The sequence below is a fragment of the bacterium genome (genome assembly GCA_040755755.1).
Taxonomy (GTDB): domain Bacteria; phylum SZUA-182; class SZUA-182; order DTGQ01; family DTGQ01; genus DTGQ01.
In genome coordinates, this window is the sequence record JBFLZW010000072.1 from 65,956 (window position 1) to 83,796 (window position 17,841).

11 protein-coding genes are annotated in these 17,841 nt (G+C 52.4%); 2 read left to right on the forward strand and 9 right to left on the reverse strand.

What is annotated here, in order from left to right; translation table 11 throughout:
- Positions 1 to 124 precede the first annotated feature (124 nt).
- Together AB1611_19975 and AB1611_19980 are read left to right on the forward strand one after the other, a co-directional pair.
- The gene (locus AB1611_19975; protein MEW6381860.1) at positions 125 to 2,518 is read left to right on the forward strand and encodes a hypothetical protein; all 2,394 of its coding nucleotides are present in this window, start codon (positions 125 to 127) and stop codon (positions 2,516 to 2,518) included.
- 308 nt (positions 2,519 to 2,826) lie between these two features.
- Positions 2,827 to 4,332: a DEAD/DEAH box helicase gene (locus AB1611_19980; GenBank protein ID MEW6381861.1), complete on the forward strand. Its 1,506-nt coding sequence runs from the start codon at positions 2,827 to 2,829 to the stop codon at positions 4,330 to 4,332.
- 60 nt (positions 4,333 to 4,392) lie between these two features.
- On the opposite strand, the gene AB1611_19985 is transcribed toward AB1611_19980, so the two are convergent.
- From AB1611_19985 to AB1611_20025, 9 genes are all read right to left on the reverse strand, one after another.
- Positions 4,393 to 5,376 carry a DUF402 domain-containing protein gene (locus tag AB1611_19985; GenBank protein MEW6381862.1) on the reverse strand — a complete coding sequence of 328 codons (984 nt, stop codon included), beginning with the start codon at positions 5,374 to 5,376 and terminating at the stop codon, positions 4,393 to 4,395.
- A gap of 31 nt (positions 5,377 to 5,407) precedes the next feature.
- Positions 5,408 to 6,451, reverse strand: a complete 1,044-nt coding sequence (gene rtcA / locus AB1611_19990; protein ID MEW6381863.1) for an RNA 3'-terminal phosphate cyclase — start codon at positions 6,449 to 6,451, stop codon at positions 5,408 to 5,410.
- 435 nt (positions 6,452 to 6,886) lie between these two features.
- Positions 6,887 to 7,465, reverse strand: coding sequence for a hypothetical protein (locus AB1611_19995; protein MEW6381864.1), 579 nt, complete (start codon positions 7,463 to 7,465; stop codon positions 6,887 to 6,889).
- A 968-nt stretch (positions 7,466 to 8,433) separates the two neighbouring features.
- Positions 8,434 to 9,588, reverse strand: coding sequence for a transporter (locus AB1611_20000; GenBank protein MEW6381865.1), 1,155 nt, complete (start codon positions 9,586 to 9,588; stop codon positions 8,434 to 8,436).
- Between the two features lie 31 nt (positions 9,589 to 9,619).
- Positions 9,620 to 10,573, reverse strand: coding sequence for a CsgG/HfaB family protein (locus tag AB1611_20005; GenBank protein MEW6381866.1), 954 nt, complete (start codon positions 10,571 to 10,573; stop codon positions 9,620 to 9,622).
- A 14-nt stretch (positions 10,574 to 10,587) separates the two neighbouring features.
- Complete coding sequence (locus tag AB1611_20010) at positions 10,588 to 13,062, reverse strand: PQQ-binding-like beta-propeller repeat protein (protein ID MEW6381867.1); 2,475 nt, start codon at positions 13,060 to 13,062, stop codon at positions 10,588 to 10,590.
- A 440-nt stretch (positions 13,063 to 13,502) separates the two neighbouring features.
- Entirely contained in the window at positions 13,503 to 14,207 is a 705-nt protein-coding gene (locus AB1611_20015) for a hypothetical protein (protein MEW6381868.1), read from the reverse strand.
- Positions 14,204 to 15,001, reverse strand: a complete 798-nt coding sequence (locus tag AB1611_20020; GenBank protein MEW6381869.1) for a glycoside hydrolase family 19 protein — start codon at positions 14,999 to 15,001, stop codon at positions 14,204 to 14,206. Before AB1611_20020 ends, AB1611_20015 begins: the two co-directional genes overlap by 4 nt.
- Before the next feature lie 178 nt (positions 15,002 to 15,179).
- Entirely contained in the window at positions 15,180 to 17,714 is a 2,535-nt protein-coding gene (locus tag AB1611_20025; protein ID MEW6381870.1) for an alpha-galactosidase, read from the reverse strand.
- Between the last annotated feature and the right edge of the window lie 127 nt (positions 17,715 to 17,841).

Below are 17,841 nucleotides of genomic sequence, written 5' to 3' on the forward strand. Positions count from 1 at the left end.
TATATTATATAAAAAGCTATATTTCATTCCTGCTTTCGATTATGAAAGAAAGCCTCTCTAGCTACCACAAAGAAAAAGGAGAAAATGAGTGATACCAGGAAAAGTTATCAGAACAATGTCTGTTGTGTCACTGTTTCTTGCTGTGGTTTTGCTTGCCGTTATGGCTGACGGAATGGCCGGGGCCACGAATATCGTGGTTAATCCCGGCTTCGAGGACAGAACCCAGTGGGAGGATTGGCCAAGACCCTGGTGGGCTGAAAATGAAGGGAGAAACTGGTCACGTGAGAATACGGTATCTCATTCCGGCACATGGAGCTTCAAGGTCACCTATCCAACCGCACAGCCGCACAACCTGGCTGGTCAGGGGATCACGGTAACGGGGGGTGAGTTTTATCAGGTCGGTGCCTGGATCAAGACTCAGAACGTAACCGGCGATGGAGCTACCATACGGATTGAATGGCTTCGCCAGGATGGAGGATATTTAGGTGGAGAGTATGGGTTCCCACGGGTCAGCGGGACCAGGGACTGGCAATTCATCAGCCTTTCCCAGGTGCAGGCTCCGGCCACAGCCACACGGGCTATCATCTACCTTGAGCTGACTGATGGATCGGCCGGAACGGCCTGGTATGATGACGCTATTGTCGAAAAATGTATCAGGGCTGCTTTAAGCTCATTTATTCTGCGCCCCAACTATGCATACAAGATCCTGCCGGATGCTCCTTCTCCGGAAATCGAAGCCGAAGTTACTGTAAGCCTCGAAGACGGCGATTCATCCCTGGACCAGGTAAAAATCGTGGCCACCCTGAAGGATCAAAACGGGAGTACGGTCGTCCACAAGAATGTCGATCCTCTCCCTTCGAGTACCTTTACCGTCAGCCTGGATATGCCTGCAGGCGCACCGGCGGGAAATTATGATCTGGACATTGCGCTCTTTGCCAAAAGCGGCGGCCAATTGGCCCAAAATGCCTACTCGATGGATAAACTCTCCCAGGTCCAATTTGCCAGCCTCACCTCCTATATCGACAGTCATAACCGCTTCATCCTCAATGGAGAGCCCTTCTTCCCGATCGGCATCTATCTGGGAGTTGAGCCCCAGTGGGGGTATTCCCAGGCTGATGAAATAGCTGACAGCCCCTTCGACACCATCATAAATTACGCGATCAATGCCGGCAATACCAGTCAAATCACCGGCTACCTGGATTACCTGCACTCGAAGGGTCTCAAGCTCATTTACTCCCTCAAGGACGAGACTGACCTCACTATCATATCCCAGAAGGTGACTGCCTTCAAGGGTCATCCGGCAATCATAAGCTGGTATATGAATGATGAGAGGGGCCTGGAGTTTCTTCCTGAATTGGAAGCCGGCTACCAGAAGGTGCGGGAGCTTGACGAAAATCATCCGATCTGGTCAGTCCATTGGCAACAAACCTCTCTGGTCGGGGAAGCCCATACAACGGATATCCTGGGAGTTGATCCCTACCCCATACCTGCCAGCCCCATCACCCTGGTTTCAGATATGGCAGATTGGGCCAAAGATGCGGGCCGGGGATACCGCCCCCTCTGGCTGGTTCCGCAAATATTCGATCAGAGCAATTACGACCGCCCCGGAAGGCTCCCCACCCCGGAAGAGATGCGGGCCATGACGTATCTGGCCACCAATCATGGTGCCAGGGGGCTTGTCTATTATTCGTATTTCGACATCCGCTCCAAGCCCTACTATCAGACCCACTGGGCAGCGGTAAAAAAAATCGCCAGTGAGATCAAATCCCTGCGGCCGGTATTTCTCTCTCTTGAAAAGACCGGCGAAAACGATATTGTCTGCAGCAATACCAGCATTGACTGCAAGCTGATGAAAAATGGGAACAGCTATTATCTTTTTGCCGTCAATACCCTGCAACAGGATATCACCAGCGCCTCGTTCCAGATCAACCTGGCCTATAGACCGGCGATAATCAACACTGAATTCGAAGACGGCCGTCAGATCGAGGCCACAAACGGCAGGTTCACCGATGACTTTTCGCCGTATGAGGTCCATATCTATCAATTCGACAGGCCAACCCTGATCGAGCTGGGCAAATTCACTGCCACCCCTCAGTCGGACCGGATTATTATCACCTTCAGCACCCTGAGCGAAACCAATACCGCAGGGTTTAACCTCCTGCGCAGTGAGGAAGAAAACGGAGAATACGTTAGAATCAATCCCCACATCATCGAAGCACGGGGCGGAGTTACTCAAGGGTCGGATTACTCTTATGCCGATACCGCAGTCAGTCGCGGGATCACCTACTACTATAAACTGGAGGAAAAAGATACGGGAGGCGGGAGCGCCCTTTACGGCCCGGTTTCGGCTGCGCTCCCCGCAGACAGACCTTCCGGCGGGAGCTCTGGCTCGTGCTTTGTTCTGCTGCCCTATTTCTGGCCCCGACCACCGGCAGCATGGCCGTTTTCCTGGTTATCACCGCGCTCCTTCCCGCACCACCCGCACCCGCTCTGGTGGGGGAAACCCAGCGAGCACTGAAACGTTACGGAGTCCTCTTGAGATACCTTTCCCTCACCTGAGTCTCTAATACTACAACGAGACATGGAAGAATGATCCTCCCGCAGAGGCGCAGAGGCGCAGAGAATGACCAAAAATAATATCCTCTGCGCCTTCGCGTCTCTGCGGGAGAAATACCAACCCTTTTATTTTCTCACTTGCCACCTTTTTTTAACCTGGGGAACATCTGGGCCCTGGGTATATAGTTTGACAGAAATGTAATTATCCTCTATAATATAGAAATCTATCAAAGTGACAATTCTTTAAGGAGAGGATATCAATTATTTTCTATGGACTTCGCATCACTGAAAATACCAGAAGCGGTTCTGAAAGGGATTGAAGCTGTCGGCTTTACCGAATGCACTTCGATCCAGGAAGCAACGATTCCCCTGGCCCTGGAGGGAAGGGATATTGCCGGTCAGGCACAGACAGGGACCGGAAAAACCGCAGCCTTTTTGATTGTCCTGTTTACCCGCCTCCTGGAAGACCCGCCACCTCCTGACGGGTCCCCAAAGCATGCCCGCGCGCTCATCATTGCTCCCAGCCGGGAGCTGGTAGTCCAGATTCATAAAGACGCTATGGCCATAGGTCAATATACCGGACTGACCATGGCTCCCATCTTCGGAGGAATTGATTACCAGAAACAGGCGCAAACCCTTCGAAACGGTGTGGATATCATTATCGGTACTCCGGGCCGGTTGATCGACTACTACAATCAGAAAATGTTCAGCCTCAAACACATCAAGATCCTGGTCGTAGATGAGGCGGACCGGATGTTTGACATGGGATTTATCCGGGACATCCGGCATATTATGCGCAGGCTCCCCCCCTATGACCAGCGGCAGAGTATGCTGTTTTCAGCAACGCTGTCCACCAGGGTCATGGAATTGACTTATGAACATATGAACATGCCGGAAAAAATCGTGATCAATCCGGAGCAGATGACCGTAGACCGGGTCGAGCAATCCCTCTATCACGTGGGCAAAAACGAGCGCTTCAGCCTTCTGATGGGCATCCTGAAAACGGACGGCTGTGACCGGACCATGATCTTTTCCAATACGCGTCGCGAAGCCCAACAGATTACCGATTACCTGCGGGCCAATAATTACCAGGCCCAGGCAATCACCGGCGATCTTCCGCAAAAAAAACGGCTGCGCATCCTGGAGAGTTTCAAGCAGGGCCGCCTTCCCATTCTGGTAGCCACGGATGTCGCTTCCCGCGGAATCCATATTGACGATGTCACCCACGTCATTAACTACTGCATTCCGCAGGATCGGGAGGATTATGTCCACCGCATCGGACGCACAGCCAGGGCCGGAGCGGCCGGAAAGGCTATCAGCCTGGTCTGTGAGGACTGTGCCCTGTACCTGGAAAACATCGAGGAATTTATCAAGGGGAAAATTCCCGTGTACTGGGCCGAGGATGAGCTTTTGTTGAAATACCAGCGCCCGGCCAGGAAGAGAAGCCCATCACCCCAAAAAGGAGAGGGGCAAAGGCGCAGCGGCGACAGCAGGAAACACCATCCCAGAAAAAAAAGAGCATTTGCAGGCAGGTCAGGTTCAGGAAATGCTCAACTTGCCAGGGCTGCGGAGAATAAACCGGCAGAGGAAGAAAAGGCGGCGCATTCCAGCGCGGTTCCCGGCCAGAAGATTTCTAGCGGAGAGGTTCCGGCAAAAAAGAAGCGGCGACGCCGACGCCGAAAACGAACCCGAAGTGATCAGGCCCACAAGAAGCCGGAGGCAGGATCTTCTGAGGCCGAAGCCCCACAGGCACAGTCCCAGGAGACAGGCGGTTGAGAGTGGTCAGTGATCAGTGGTCAGTAGAAAAAGCATACTGAAGATCGATCCCTGACAACTTCAGACTGATAGCTTTTTTCTCAAAGAGCTGGCTACCTCGCAGGCACGGCTGGCCAGCTCCGGGCTGATCAGCCCCAGGGCCACAGCCCTGTCCAGTTTTTCCCGATCGACAATCTGGGGTACCAGCCCCGGCTTTTGAACTACATCGATATGCAGATCCAGGTAGCGGATGTGATCAGGATAGAACTCGATGGGGGTGTTGATATTCCAGTAGGTTCCCTTCAATGAGCCATCCTGAGCATAGTAGGAGTGCTGTAAAAACCAGGCGTTTTCCGTAACTTCCGTAATTCCATAATCCCCCTGTTCGATGGGAAGTCCAAGGCCATCATAGCAACCGTGAGCTTCGGAAAATTCTCTCCGCATGACCAGATGGCTGTTTTCCAGGGAGATGATTTTCCCTCCCCGAAGTGAAATTTCCTGCCCTTCCGGATGGACATGAATCAGGCCGATCAGCCCTTTCTGGCGGCTCAAGGGGCTGAGAACGATGGTTTCCCGCAGCCCTTCCTCCAGCTTCGCCTTGAGGAGAGGCATAGAGCGGATCGCCTCTTCCGCCAGTTCGACCCATAGCGAGGAAACAATTTTCAGCAGATGATGGTTCCGTACGGTTGGCGTTACCCGGTCCCGGAGGGTATCAAGGGCTGCTTTCGATGCTCCGGGAAATTCTATTTCCATTTCGAGCTCAGCCTCGATCGGACATTCCCCTGCCCGCTGCCCGAATCCGGCAGGCCGCACAGCCATATCGAGGAAGTGGCTTCTGAACAGCGAGATCAATTGCACAACCAGTTCCCTGTCTCCTGAAAGCAGCACGCCCTGGTGATCTTCGCGGTCACGGATCTTGATATCCCCGGGGGATTTTACTCCCGAAAATCCAAAGCGCTCCTGGATCTGCCGGGATGGCCGGGCGATTTTATACCCGTGGTCAAGGAGAAACCGGGTCAGGGCGGTGGAATAGAAGCCGCGGATTTTGACTGACGGTGCAGGCATTTTTTCTCCGTATCACCGGCTGATATAAGGGTTATGGCCAGAAGCCGACCCCTTCGATCCGGATCATGCCGCTCTCCTCCGCAGTCTTGGCTCCAAGGATTGTATTGACCAGCCACAGATTGGTTTCGATATGCGGGGTCATTTGAGGAATACGGTATTCGGTGGTCCCTTTGGCCAGTCCGGCAAAGAGGATCAACTGATCAGCCAGGTGCCGGTCCACCGAAGCTCCGGACCGAAGGTCCGCAAGGAGCATGCGGGCCACCTGGTCTGCGATCCACTCCGACCTTCTGCCGGGCTTGCCTGCCAGATCCGCCCCAAGAAGGCAGCCGGCCCGGGTGGATGCAGCCACAAAGAGGGCGGCTCCCTTCTGGACTGCCGAGGTGTCATCGATTATCTCGAACCGGGCTTCAAGACCGTTTTTGTGCAATATCTTCTGACAGGTTTCAGCCATGCGCTGGCTGACCTTCTGCTCCGCAAGGTGAGAGGAGAGGGAAATGCCCTGCACCTGCCGGATATCTCCCTGGACAGGCAGAGAAATACCCGAAAGGGACTGATCACAGGGAGCGGTGATAAGCTCGATCTTTCCCTGCCCCTGCGGTACATAGCCGGGTTGAAGGATTTTCAGCTCCGCCTTCAATCCCATGGTGGCCAGAAGGGGCAGGAGGGCATGCTGCATATGGTAGGCGCTGGGAGCGAAATCCTGAAACAGCCCGCCGGTGATCGTAAAGCTGTGGGGCTGGCGGGAGAAGACAGCCAGGGGCAGGATGCCGAAGGCCAGCATGGTGGTTGATCCGGCAGTGCCGATATCCCAGGAAAAGTCCCGGCGAAGGACTTTGGCCGGGCCGGGACGATAGAAAATTTCACCTGAGCCGACCTGTGCTCCCTCCACCCTGCCTCCCGTCATCTCGCAGCAGGCAAGAAGGGCCGTAAGATGCTGCGGGCGAAGCCCGGGTTTGTCCCTCCTGGCCCGGATATTGACCAGATGAAGGTCTTCTCCCAGCAGGGAGGCAAGGCTCACTGCAGAGCGCAGGATCGTTCCGCTTCCTGATTTTGTGGCCCCATCAAGTTCGATCATAGGTAATCTTTTCTCTCCGGCTAGCAGCTTTTCCTCAAGAGATCATTTTACCGTACCAGTATGCCGATCGACTCCCTCCTCAAGAAGTTCTACCCGCTCATAGAGTGTCTTACGGGAGTCAGGTTTACAAACCAGAATAACATTAAAGCCTATAGCTAACAATGCGTTACATATAGACTGCTTACAGTACAGATCATCCCCTCATATAGTTGCCCCCATATCGCTATATTTCCCACCACGATTTTGAATCCAGCGCTTGGCTGCCGCCTTCTCACAATCCTGTTTCTCACTCCCATCCGGGGGTAAAATGAACTCAGGAGCAAGCGCGCAATGCTGTCAAGGGGACGGCTTCGAGCGGGGATGTGTCCGAATGGCTGAAGACCGCCAGGGAGAAGCTGCGGCAGGGTTGCTGCAGGGGGGCGGTTCTTTTATTGATTATTCTTTCTGCTTTGTCATGAGGAATTGAAGGATAGTATGATTGAGCTGAGAGATTTCCTGCCTGACTTGTCCGATCTGTGTATCAAGTTTCTGTCCAACCTGTCCGATCTGTGCATCAAGTTTCTGTCCAAGATTATCTATTCTTTGATTTATTGCTCCGATTTCCTGCCGTAATTCTCCCCCCTGATTGTCAATTTTCTGGTTCATTTGATCTATCCGTTGAATCAATAAAGTGCTTACGGTATCAATTCGCTGGTTTAATTGATTACTTAAAGAGTCAATCTTGTTATTGAAGAATCTGGAATCCTCTTCCTGACGATGTTTAACTTCATCCATAATGGTATAAATATCATCCAGTACCGTTCTTTTTAATGCCTTTGCTGTGGTTTTTGCTGTTGCGGCGAATGGTTCTTTCATTTTGGATTCCCTTGACACTTGATTGGTTTTTCTCTTTGAGAGTCTATCCACCGTTGAATTTCCTCTTCCTCTATCGTGAATCTTAATATCTTGAATCTTAATGGCCTTCCGATCCTCTATGACGGCATCTCGTCGGTTTTGATCCTTCTTTTTATCCATAGAGGACTAACCATCAGTAATTCAGCCAGTTCCTTTGTCGTGTAAGACTCTTTTTCCATTACAATCTTACCTTATCGTTAGGCAGCAAATCTATTTTTTTCAAGTATTCTAATTGTATACTTAAATATCAAGAATGGTCAATGCTAAAAAATACTCGCTCATAGGTGATAGCCATTACCTCATGGTGATAGCACAAAGCAACAGTAGGGTGGGGCTCAAATGCCTCATTGCTGCTATGAGGGAAAAAGCAATCCTGGCATGATCGGGTATGCTCATCTCGATGCCTTCGAATGACATCGGCTGGGGTCCGCAGGTGATCATCCTGCTTCAGGGTCAGTCTCCACTGAACACAGGCCCAACCCAAGTGTACCACTGCACACCACGTGTCAGTGACTTCGTAAGACTGGACACGAAAGTCTCCCAGGCCCAAACGAGTCTTCAGGTAAAAGTTGTCGGTCTCACAGCCCCAACGTTTGGCATGCCACTGGAGCGGTTGAGAAAGCCCCAGGGACAGATCCGTACAGACAAAGTACGCCGGGTGTCGATCCCGGTAATGCCTCTTTGATACCTTGCCGATGAATATACTTTAAGGAGCGAGCAGATGCATACCAGATGTCAAATAGAACATAGACTGAAAAATCCTTGGGTAACAGTGACCTTAGCTCCCTGAGGATTTGACGAAGCAGACTGTTCTTGTTGACAAAGTGCAAATGATGCGCGGACGCACGGGTTCGGTTGAGACGGCGGATAGTTTCCTCTCGTAAGTAAAGCCGAATGGTGTACGTGAAAGCAAGTCCACCGATCCACAGGTTGCAGTCCAGATAGACAAAGCCGTTTTTGTACCGTGGCTTACCCTTGCCACTCTCAGTATGGTCATCGTGCCAATCCACAACCTCCAATTACTGGTATTGAAGATATTGCCTGGCAAAAACAAGAAGACATCTGATATTTTCTCCAGGCAACTCTCCCTAAAATGAAGCAATCAGCCGCGCGATGAGGGAAGCTCCCTGGTAATCGCGGTCGTTGTTCTTCAGGAGAAAGCCCTTGAGCATCGCGTCGGCATCGAGCCGGGAAGTAATCTGCCAGCCTGCTCCGGCTCCCAGTGAAAGTTTTTGCTTCTTTCCGAGATACAGGGGATCGGTCCGGAGATAATCGTTCTCATCGGCCCAGAGAAATTCCATTTGGGATTTCAGAGATGTCTGGTCGTTCAGGGAATACCGCCCGGAGATACCGGCTATCCATTCATCACCGTGCCGGTTTTTGTCTTCGGTTGTAAAGGCGGGTGCAGGCTCTTCCTCGATCGATTTGCTTTTTCCCCGCAGGATGCTTTGCAGGCTGGCCTGCGCATCCCAGCGGGTCTGGCTGTAATTCAGTCCAAACCCCAGCCGGAGGAAGTTCCCCTCCTGAAAAGAATCCTTTCCTCGTTTGGTATCTTTGGTGAAATAAGCATAATCAGCGAAGAGACGCGCCTGGTAACTGGTGAGGAAATTATAGTTCACCTGGGTGGTGAGATTAACGATATCCCCCGGATCATAGTCTCTGACCGTTTCGCAATAGTCGTACTTTCCCCGAAAGACGTAACCGAGCCCAAGCCCGGCTGCCCAGCTTGTCCACTCCTTAGCCAGGGAAACAGTCGGGTTGATGTTCAGACCCTCTCCAAAATTCGTGATTGAGACAATATCCGGGTTGCCGATGAAAACCAGTTCCTTTTCCTTCAGATCGGTCCGGCCGGTGGGGAGATTCAAATCCAGGCCGAGAAGAATATCGACGGGCAATTGGTCGGTGATGGGGTAGGCGAGGTTGAGCCTGGTATCGAGGGTATTGGTCATGTATATTTTTTCTCCCTGTGCGAGGTTGAATTGGGTCCTGGCGGCTCCGGCCAGGATACCGGCGGAAAATTTCTGAAAGTCAAGCTCGATCTTGACCGGGATAGAGAATTGATACCCTTTGGTCGCCTCTGCTGCCCGCTGCCAAGCATGGCTGTGGCCGCTGCCGGTAAACCAGTCGAAGAAAAAGCCCGACCGGGCTTTTATTTCGGCTGCCGAGCTCATCCCGGCACTTATGCTCAGGACAGCAGCCGTCAGCAATGTCGCTGACACTATGATTACTCGGTATCTGTTCACGGCTCATCGTCCTCCTTTGCCATGATATAGTCTAGGGGAATTCGGTGGGTGGAAATTCAACAGAAGCGGGGTGACCGGCTTGGCCGCCAATCTCACGCACTGTGTCACCTGATGGTCTTCCTTCCCGTTTTATCGCATCTTCCGGAGTCAATTGGTCGGTGAGTGAAGTCTGATCCTTGATTGAGTGCAGGAAAGAATCCCTGCTCCGCGAATTCGGAACCAGGCCAAGATCCTGCAACTCTCCAAGCGCCTCCCGTGCATGAGCGATCGAAGGATCTTCCCGTAATGCCCGCTGATAGAACCCGGCTGCTTTCCGGTAATCCCCTTCGTCACTGGCTGCAATCCCCGCGAACAGGTTGAGGGCGGCTTTTATACTCGTGGTCAATGGCTTTTGTAATCTTTTTTTCTCCTCCGGTGTAGGTTCAATCTTCAAATAACCGAGGATTTCAGAAACAAGCTCTTTCTCCAGATCGAATAATCTGGCTAAATCACCTTCGGTCACCGGCTGTTTCAGAACTTCAGCGGTCGGCACATCCAGCAAAAGGGCCTTGATCTGCAATGGATGAAGCTGGCCATTCTGAAGATCACCACCGATCAGGCGCTGCGCGCCGAGTAATTTTCCAACCCGGGGTGCTTCATCCATATTCACCAAGCCGGACTTCCCAAGCTCCATTTCGTCCACAAGCGCCTGGAGCTTGACCCTTTCCACGACCTGAAGGCTCTTGATTTGAGAAAGGTCAGTGATGAGCATCAGGGCCATTCCCTTTTGCACGGGGTCCAGTTCCGGTTTTCCGGTCTTGTTCTGAAAAGGGAAAATGGCAAGGGTATTCGGCGCACCCGGTGCTCCAAGCCCCTTTTCTTTTGCCAGGACCTGCCTGGCCCAGAGTCTGTCTTCCTGCGTAATCACCTGCCCGGCCCACAAGGATGAAGCAAAAACAGCCAAAAACAGGATACAGCATAAGCAGATGGTTAACCATATATCCATTTTGGTGGTTTCGTTCATTTCGACAGCCTCGCACTGAGATGCCAACAGCCTTGCACCGAACCGATGAAACATCCGCTCCAGGGAGAGCTCTTTTCATCTCGAGAATTGCCATTTTTGAACGAAACAGAACTTAGCGGTGGATCATAATCAGCTATGGGAGCTCCGCTCCCAAGGGCATAAACCGAACCATCGCTGCTGCCGACATAGATCAGCCCATTCCCTATGGCCGCAGAGGAAGAAATCCAGTCCCCGATTTTGGCCTTCCACAGCAGACTGCCGTCATACCTGATGGCATAGATATATCCGTCATTACTCCCCACGTAGATTGTGCCGTCGGCTCCTATGGTCGGGGAGGACCAGACCTTGCCTCCGGTTGGAAAGGGAGATCTCCATTTCAGGCTGCCATCAGGGTTGAGGGCATAAACCTTGCCATCATCGCTTCCCACATAGACGGTGCCATCAGCCCCTATGGCTGGTGATGAATCGACATCGCCGTTCGTCCGATAGCTCCACTTCACCCTGCTATTGGCGGCATCGGCGGGGTCGAGCGCATAGATCGTATTATTGCTGCTTCCGATATAGACCGTGCCATCAGTGCCAACTGCCGGGGAAGAATAAAATCCGCCCTCAGCCGCAAATTTCCATCTCAACCGGGTTTCGGGGCTATAGTCGATGCCTGATCTCAGCGCGTAGACTGCGCCGCCGGTACTTCCGACATAGATAGTGCTGCCGTCAGCCGAGATGGCCGGTGAAGAATAAATCTCGCCTGCTGCCTGATAGCTCCATCTCACACTGCCGTTCGAATCGAGGGCATATATCCAGCCCGATTCACCACCAATATAGATCACACCATCCGTGCCTATGGCCGGGGAGGAGAATACATCATCCATCGGCGGCATCTCCAGATCATCTGCCGGCGGAAAGGCCCATCGCCTGCTGCCATCTGGATATAAGGCATAGATCCTGCCGTCAAGGCTGCCCACGTAAATGGTGCCGTCTACCCCTATGGCCGGGGCGGAGCAGACCTCGCCTCCGGTTTGAAAACTCCACTTCAGGCTGCCATTCGAATTGATAGCATACACATTCTTATCATCGCTGCCGATATAGATCGTTCCGTCAGCACCGATGGCTGCTGAGGACTCAACCGCGCCTCCTGTTTTAAACAGCCATTTCAGGGTATTGGTTTGCGCTCCAACAAGAAAACCCTGCCCGGTGTGCTGGGCGTCAAACCCCCTGCATGGCCAGAGGGGGGGGGCAATATAGCCAAATGCATACAGTTTCCCCTCGCCTAGGATATAAACTGTTCCATCTTCGGCAATAGCCGGTGAGGAAACAGTATATCCTTCATTAACAAAGTCTGCGACTCGATAGCTCCATTTCAGGCTGCCATTGGGATCGAGGGCATAGATTTTGCCATCCCTGCCGCTTCCCAAATAGATCATGCCGTCAGCACCTATGGCTGGAGAGGAATTAGATTTGCCAGCCGGGTAGCTCCATTTCAGGCTGCCGTTGGGATCGATAGCGTAGAAATTATTGCCACCTCCGACATAGACTGTCCCGTTGGATGCAATAGCTGGTGAGTAGTAACTGTAGTCCTCTGTTTGAAAACTCCATTTCAGACTTCCATCAGCATTAAAGGCATCTACTTCGTAACTGCTGCTGACATAAATAGTACCGTCAGCACCAATAGCAGGCGAAGAATAATCGGAATTCTCGCCACTTGGCCGATCATTCCACCATATCAATATGGCTTCAGGGTCGAGGACACCGGGATTGAGAGCATAGATATAACCATCGGAGCTTTCGAGATAGAGATTGCCATTAACTCCAATGGCCGGAGAAGAAGTAAATCCTGTTTCCTGAAAGTTCTGGAAATACCAATCCAAGGTGTTGCCAGCCGGACTGATAGCCCGGACATAACCATCTTCACTGGCAACATAGATTGTACCATCAGAAGCTATAGCCGGAGTGGACAAGACAGTATACACCGCTACCTGATTGTTCCATTTTACTCTGCTCTCAGGGGTAGCGGCATATGGATCGAGAGCATAAAGCACACCTTCTTCAAATACCATATTTCCCTCGTTTATGATACCAATGCCAGTCACATATACCGTGCCGTCAGCCCCTATTGTTGGGGAGGAATAGATATAGCCATCGATCTGATGCATCCACTTCAGACCGCCGCAGGGCGTAATGGCATATATCTTGTTGATGTCCACAACATATACCGTGCCATCAGCCCCGATGACCGGAGAAGAACAGATACCTATGCTCTGGAGCTGATAGGTCCATTTCAGGGTATCGGTTTGTGCACCGCGGTATGGGCTTTGACCGGTGTGCTGTGCATCGTGTCCCACGCATGGCCAGGCACTGTCGGCTAATCCACTGCCCTGCACGTCAGAGCTTACCGCTACCAGTACCCCCAGAAAAAGCAAGCTTACCGAGTATACAAGACCCCTGCGACGTAACCAAGAAACCTTCTTCATGACAGCATCCTCATCAGAATTGACCTGTTGTTCCCAGGCACTGGTTAATCCAAAAAGCACCTGGAGTACAAGCCCTCTTCTCGTTCGTAGGTTCCCCTCATCCCTGCCAGAGATAAAGGGAAATAGTTCATCAGCTCATACCCACAAATAATAACGGAACATTATCTGAAGAATGAAACGAAGGCCTTCCCTAGAGTGGTTTTTATGATCGACGAATGGTAAGAGATAATCTCGTCGATCTGCATCAGCAGCTTTAACCTTTTAGATAACAATTTGAAAAGCCATCGATTACTTCCTGTATTTCGCACCCCGGATGCAGTATTCCAGACTTTGTTGATGCGTTAAAATAATGCATTAATTTAATAAAAAGTACAGAATATCGAATATTATATATTACCGATATTACTATCCCGGCGGTAACTTGTCAAGCATGAATACAATCATTTCTGTGGCGGTGCCTTGATTGTTTCCTTTTTGATCAGGCTCAACTTTCCGTTTTTAAGCTGGAAGATACTCTTTTGATACACACCTTCCTGATCAGTTGCCACTTGTTTTTCCGACTCGACGAGTTTCAAGACGCCGTTGACGAAATTATAATGATTTGCCTGGTAAATCATCCCCCCGTGTCCGCCCCGCTCGTAGGTGGAGAGACGATGTTTGCCTGAGTCAACAGTGAAAACCGGATAATTGCCGAGATAATCAAACTCCTGCTTTGAAGGGACATAAAGCCAATAGTCTGCGTAGGTATTGGCGGTACCGAGGCTGGTAGCAAAGAGGAGATCGTTATAACCGTCGAAGTTGATATCAGCGGTGCCGATAAAGACTTCGTCGTTCTTCCCTACAGGAGTCATATCATGAACTGCCAGAACCTGTGTCCAGCCAGGTTTATCGTCCCTGGATACCTGGAGTGACTCGACCACTCGCCGGTCATCCGGCAAATTTTTGAGTTTGAAGCGAACAGCAAAGGGATCCAGCCTCTGTGCGATCTTGAACCTGCAAGGGTCGCAGCTTACAGTCAGCAGGTTTTCAGAGGGCGGGGCAACAGTGTTTTTTTCCCCACAGGCTTGAAAGGAACCGATACAAAGCAGGAAGCATATCAGAGCGCACAGCGGTTTACCTACTGCCTGACTGATGCGCATCATCATGGGGCTACCTCACTGAGAAAGAATTTGGCCCTGGCAAGTTTCGCCTTACGGTCCTCCAAACCAATATAACCACCGTTGACTGCTTTTGTCACTGCCATAATATCATCTCTATCCGCCAGTGAATTCAGATTATTTTTCACCCAGAACCAGCAGGAAACGTCCACGGCGGTATAGGGATCTGCGGCAAGCAGCTTGGCGTTGTCATCCGTTGTGTAATCAATACCCCTTGCGTCGCCATACTTTTTATAATTGAAACGACCCGTGAGCTGGATCAGTCCGCGGCCTTTAAACCGCTTTCCATCTCCCGGCTGAGTGTTCCCGAGGTCAAGCCGGCCTTCGTAAGCTTCACCGCTTGCGACTTCCTCACTATATCTGAGGTCCCCGCTTTCATGTGCGATCTGTGCAAGAAAGTGCGCCCTGCGCAATGGTGTGGTAATTTGGCTTTCAATCATTTTCAGGTTCAGCGCATTGTAATATCTGGCGATATTAACAGAGGTTGCACGAATCACGATCCCTCTGAGCTTCGCTTCGGAAAAATGAGACGGCATGCCTTTCCGCAGATGCCGCAGCGTCGTACCGTCTGGCTCTATGCGTCCATCTGGCTTGGCCATGCGTACAACGCGGCGCTGAAACTCTTCAATCGCATTAATCGTGTGGCTGCCGATCAGCCCATCCTCGACAAGGGGACGTAAGGGGATAAGTTTATCGATATTCAGATTAAGAATAATCTGAACTGTCTTGACGTCGTCTTTATTGTTGACGCCATTTCGTCCGACTGATTTGGATATGCACATGATCACTCCTTTCGAACCTCATGTAGTTCATGACCTGAGCGGATACCCTGCATAAATCAAGGTATTCCCTTCTCCTGGAAATTATACCTGATTAGTGCTTTCACTACAAGGATATATCTTGCTTATTTGTCATCTTCATTACTCGACCAGCCATGCAGCCCGTGAACCAACGGCGTGTTTATCGCCTGCCTGCCCTGAAACTAACGCTTATGGTGATGGTTGAGAAAGGAGGCAGGTTTGATTGCAAAACCCACACCTGCGATTTTTCCCCTGCCGTGTCGAACGAAACCTCGACTGCCAGAAGGTGCCTGTCTGCTTGTGTGCACTTGCCGTCAAATCCGGCAGGGCTGGCCATGATTTCATAGGATTCCAACCCATCGGGAAAGAAGAAGATCAGGATACCGCTCTGGTGATGAGCAAGGGGGTTCAGAAGCACCGTGAGCCTTTCATCCGCTCTCAATCCATGCATGGTACGATCATACCTCAGCCCGGCTAGTTCGATGGCCCCTTGAGTAAAATGGATATGACTTGCAAGGAGAAAGGGAGTTTTTCGGTCCTTTCGGATGCCAAGGAGCCTGCAACCATGAGGAGGGATGGTCGGAAGACTCAATCCCTGCTCGAACCGGCCACGGTAGGTTTCCTGCCAGAAGTCGCAGGCATGGTAGAGATGACCGGGGCCGGTTGCCAGTCCCAGATGGCCAAGGTCAAGCTCCAGTGTCTCCTCCGTTTCTTTCCAGTTGAACAGGCCGACCACGTGCCAGCAATCGAAGCCGGTTTTCACCGCAAGGTCAAGCAGCCGGGGCGGTCTCAGCGGTCCGCTGTGCGGTCCGAAGAGATCGCGGGGCAGTGCAGCCTGTCCGTACGGAGGGATAAGCCGGGAGAGGATATTCCGCCTGCCCTCATCGGTGATAATATCAGCCATCCTGTCTCCCAGTGACAGCAGCCCGCCTGACAGAGCAGCGGCAGTGCATAAGGACAGCACCTCATCAGAAGTCAGATGCGGATCATTGACGCGCATGATCAGAGAATCAGGGTCATTGATCCACAATCCCCGGAAGATAAAGGAGCGGATCATACTGTTTCGGATTGCATTCCCGGCTGCCGGTGCGCTTCGCTCCGGGTTTTCCCAGCCGGTACTCACGTCCGGGCCGATGCGCATGGCCTCGACCAGACCGGCTGATGGTGCAAGCGGCGCACCGCAGGCGATAATGAAAGTATCATCACCCGCTGCCCGGCGGATGATTGAAAGGCCCTGGCGAAAAGCCCCGGCCCTGGTTGCCGTGGGATCGGAAAACCGGCCAGGCAGGGCAGCGCTGGAGAGAAAGTCCAGCTTGAGCAGGCGAAAGCCAAAGTCGCGCGTCACGGTTTCGATCAGGCTGCAGAGCCAGTCCCGCACTTGCGGGTGCGTGGGATCGAGGCCATAGAGCTGGTCATCCCAATTGCGGCCAGCCGAAACTGGGCAGCCATTCCGGTCGCGGATCAGCCAGTGCGGGTGCTGGCGAAAAAGGTCCGATTTTTCCTGCACCAGAAAAGGGGCCAGCCACAGGCCGGGCCACAGGCCCGCCTCGCGAATCTTTCCGGCCAGATATTTCAATCCGCCGGGGAATTTTTCCTCATCCGCCTCCCAATCGCCAATCGCCCGCTGGTAGCCATCGTCAATCTGGAAGTAGTCGAGGGGAAAACTTTTGCGGTGTCCGGCCAGATAAGCCAGATTTTCAAGGATAATCCGCTCGCTGATGTCCCGAAAGCAGCAGGACCACGAGCACCAGCCCACCGGCACCCGCCTGCCGGGTGAAAGCTTCCGGCAGACCCGGCTGCCACGACCGATCCGGCTGATGCCCGTCTCCCGCCGGGCCATTTTTGCCCAGGCATCCAGCCCGTCCAGAGGATTGCCGTGGCAGCCGACCATCAGCTTCTCGGACCGGAGAGTTTTTCCCGGCTCGAGCAGGATGCCGTCAGCCATTGACCGGGTCAGGAAAAAGCGCGGATTGCTCCGCTCGCCAAAGGCGCACTCGATATGGGCCAGTTGATCTTTGCCGGTTACAAACCCGACAGTCAGTGCCTGCCCGCTTTCTGCATCGACCACCGCACTGAGCCACTCGCTGATGAAGTGGCCAGGCAGCCGGGGCAGATACTCCATCGGCCAGGCATGATTGTAGCCGAGCAGCAATTGATTGCTGTTGACTGGCCGGATGGCTTCATCATGCATGCCAAGCACATAGGCCGGGCTCCAGGACTGAAAGCCATTGCACAGGCAGCGCCAGTTTCGGACCGGAATTTCGGGCAGCAGCTCTCCTCCCCGGTCACTGGAAAGGGCCAGGGGCGAAAACCAATCCACTGGCATTGGCCTGTCGGTGTGGTTGATCAGAGAAAGCTGCAGAGTGATGAGCGGATGATCGAGGTAGCGGGTGATCTGCCAGTGAAGAACCAGACCTGCATCGTCAAGGGCCAGGGTAGTCCGCATGCCCCGGCCGCCGAGGTCGTAGACCTCTGCCTGGCTTTCCAGGCAGATCCTGGAGCCGCCAGCGGTCGTGAGAATCTGTCCCTGCCCTCCCCGGCTGAAGGCTGCCGCGCCAAAGATGCCTTTCATCAGGAGCATGGTTTGGCCCTGCCCCTGGCCGCAGGCAGTAAGGTTAACCATACCGGCCTGAAGGTCCATGCCGAGAGACAGAGAAGTACCCTTGAGACTAATGGGGCTTTGTCCTCTCCTCATATTCCTCCAAGACATGCCTGAGAACATCTCTATTCAGTGCAGGTTCTTAAGCTCTTTTTCGGATATGCCGGTAGAATTCTTGATAAAATATCTCTCTTGGGCATTGACTTTGAAAATGTTTTCTGAT

Excerpts from the sequence above, each read along its gene's own strand:
- AB1611_20015 (MEW6381868.1), bottom strand. The coding sequence starts at position 14,207 with ATGATGATGCGCATCAGTCAGGCAGTAGGTAAACCGCTGTGCGCTCTG.
- rtcA (MEW6381863.1), bottom strand. The coding sequence starts at position 6,451 with ATGATCGAACTTGATGGGGCCACAAAATCAGGAAGCGGAACGATCCTG.
- AB1611_20025 (MEW6381870.1), bottom strand. The coding sequence starts at position 17,714 with ATGAGGAGAGGACAAAGCCCCATTAGTCTCAAGGGTACTTCTCTGTCT.
- AB1611_19985 (MEW6381862.1), bottom strand. The coding sequence starts at position 5,376 with ATGCCTGCACCGTCAGTCAAAATCCGCGGCTTCTATTCCACCGCCCTG.
- AB1611_20010 (MEW6381867.1), bottom strand. The coding sequence starts at position 13,062 with ATGAAGAAGGTTTCTTGGTTACGTCGCAGGGGTCTTGTATACTCGGTA.
- AB1611_20005 (MEW6381866.1), bottom strand. The coding sequence starts at position 10,573 with ATGGATATATGGTTAACCATCTGCTTATGCTGTATCCTGTTTTTGGCT.
- AB1611_20020 (MEW6381869.1), bottom strand. The coding sequence starts at position 15,001 with ATGTGCATATCCAAATCAGTCGGACGAAATGGCGTCAACAATAAAGAC.
- AB1611_19995 (MEW6381864.1), bottom strand. The coding sequence starts at position 7,465 with ATGGATAAAAAGAAGGATCAAAACCGACGAGATGCCGTCATAGAGGAT.
- AB1611_19980 (MEW6381861.1), top strand. The coding sequence starts at position 2,827 with ATGGACTTCGCATCACTGAAAATACCAGAAGCGGTTCTGAAAGGGATT.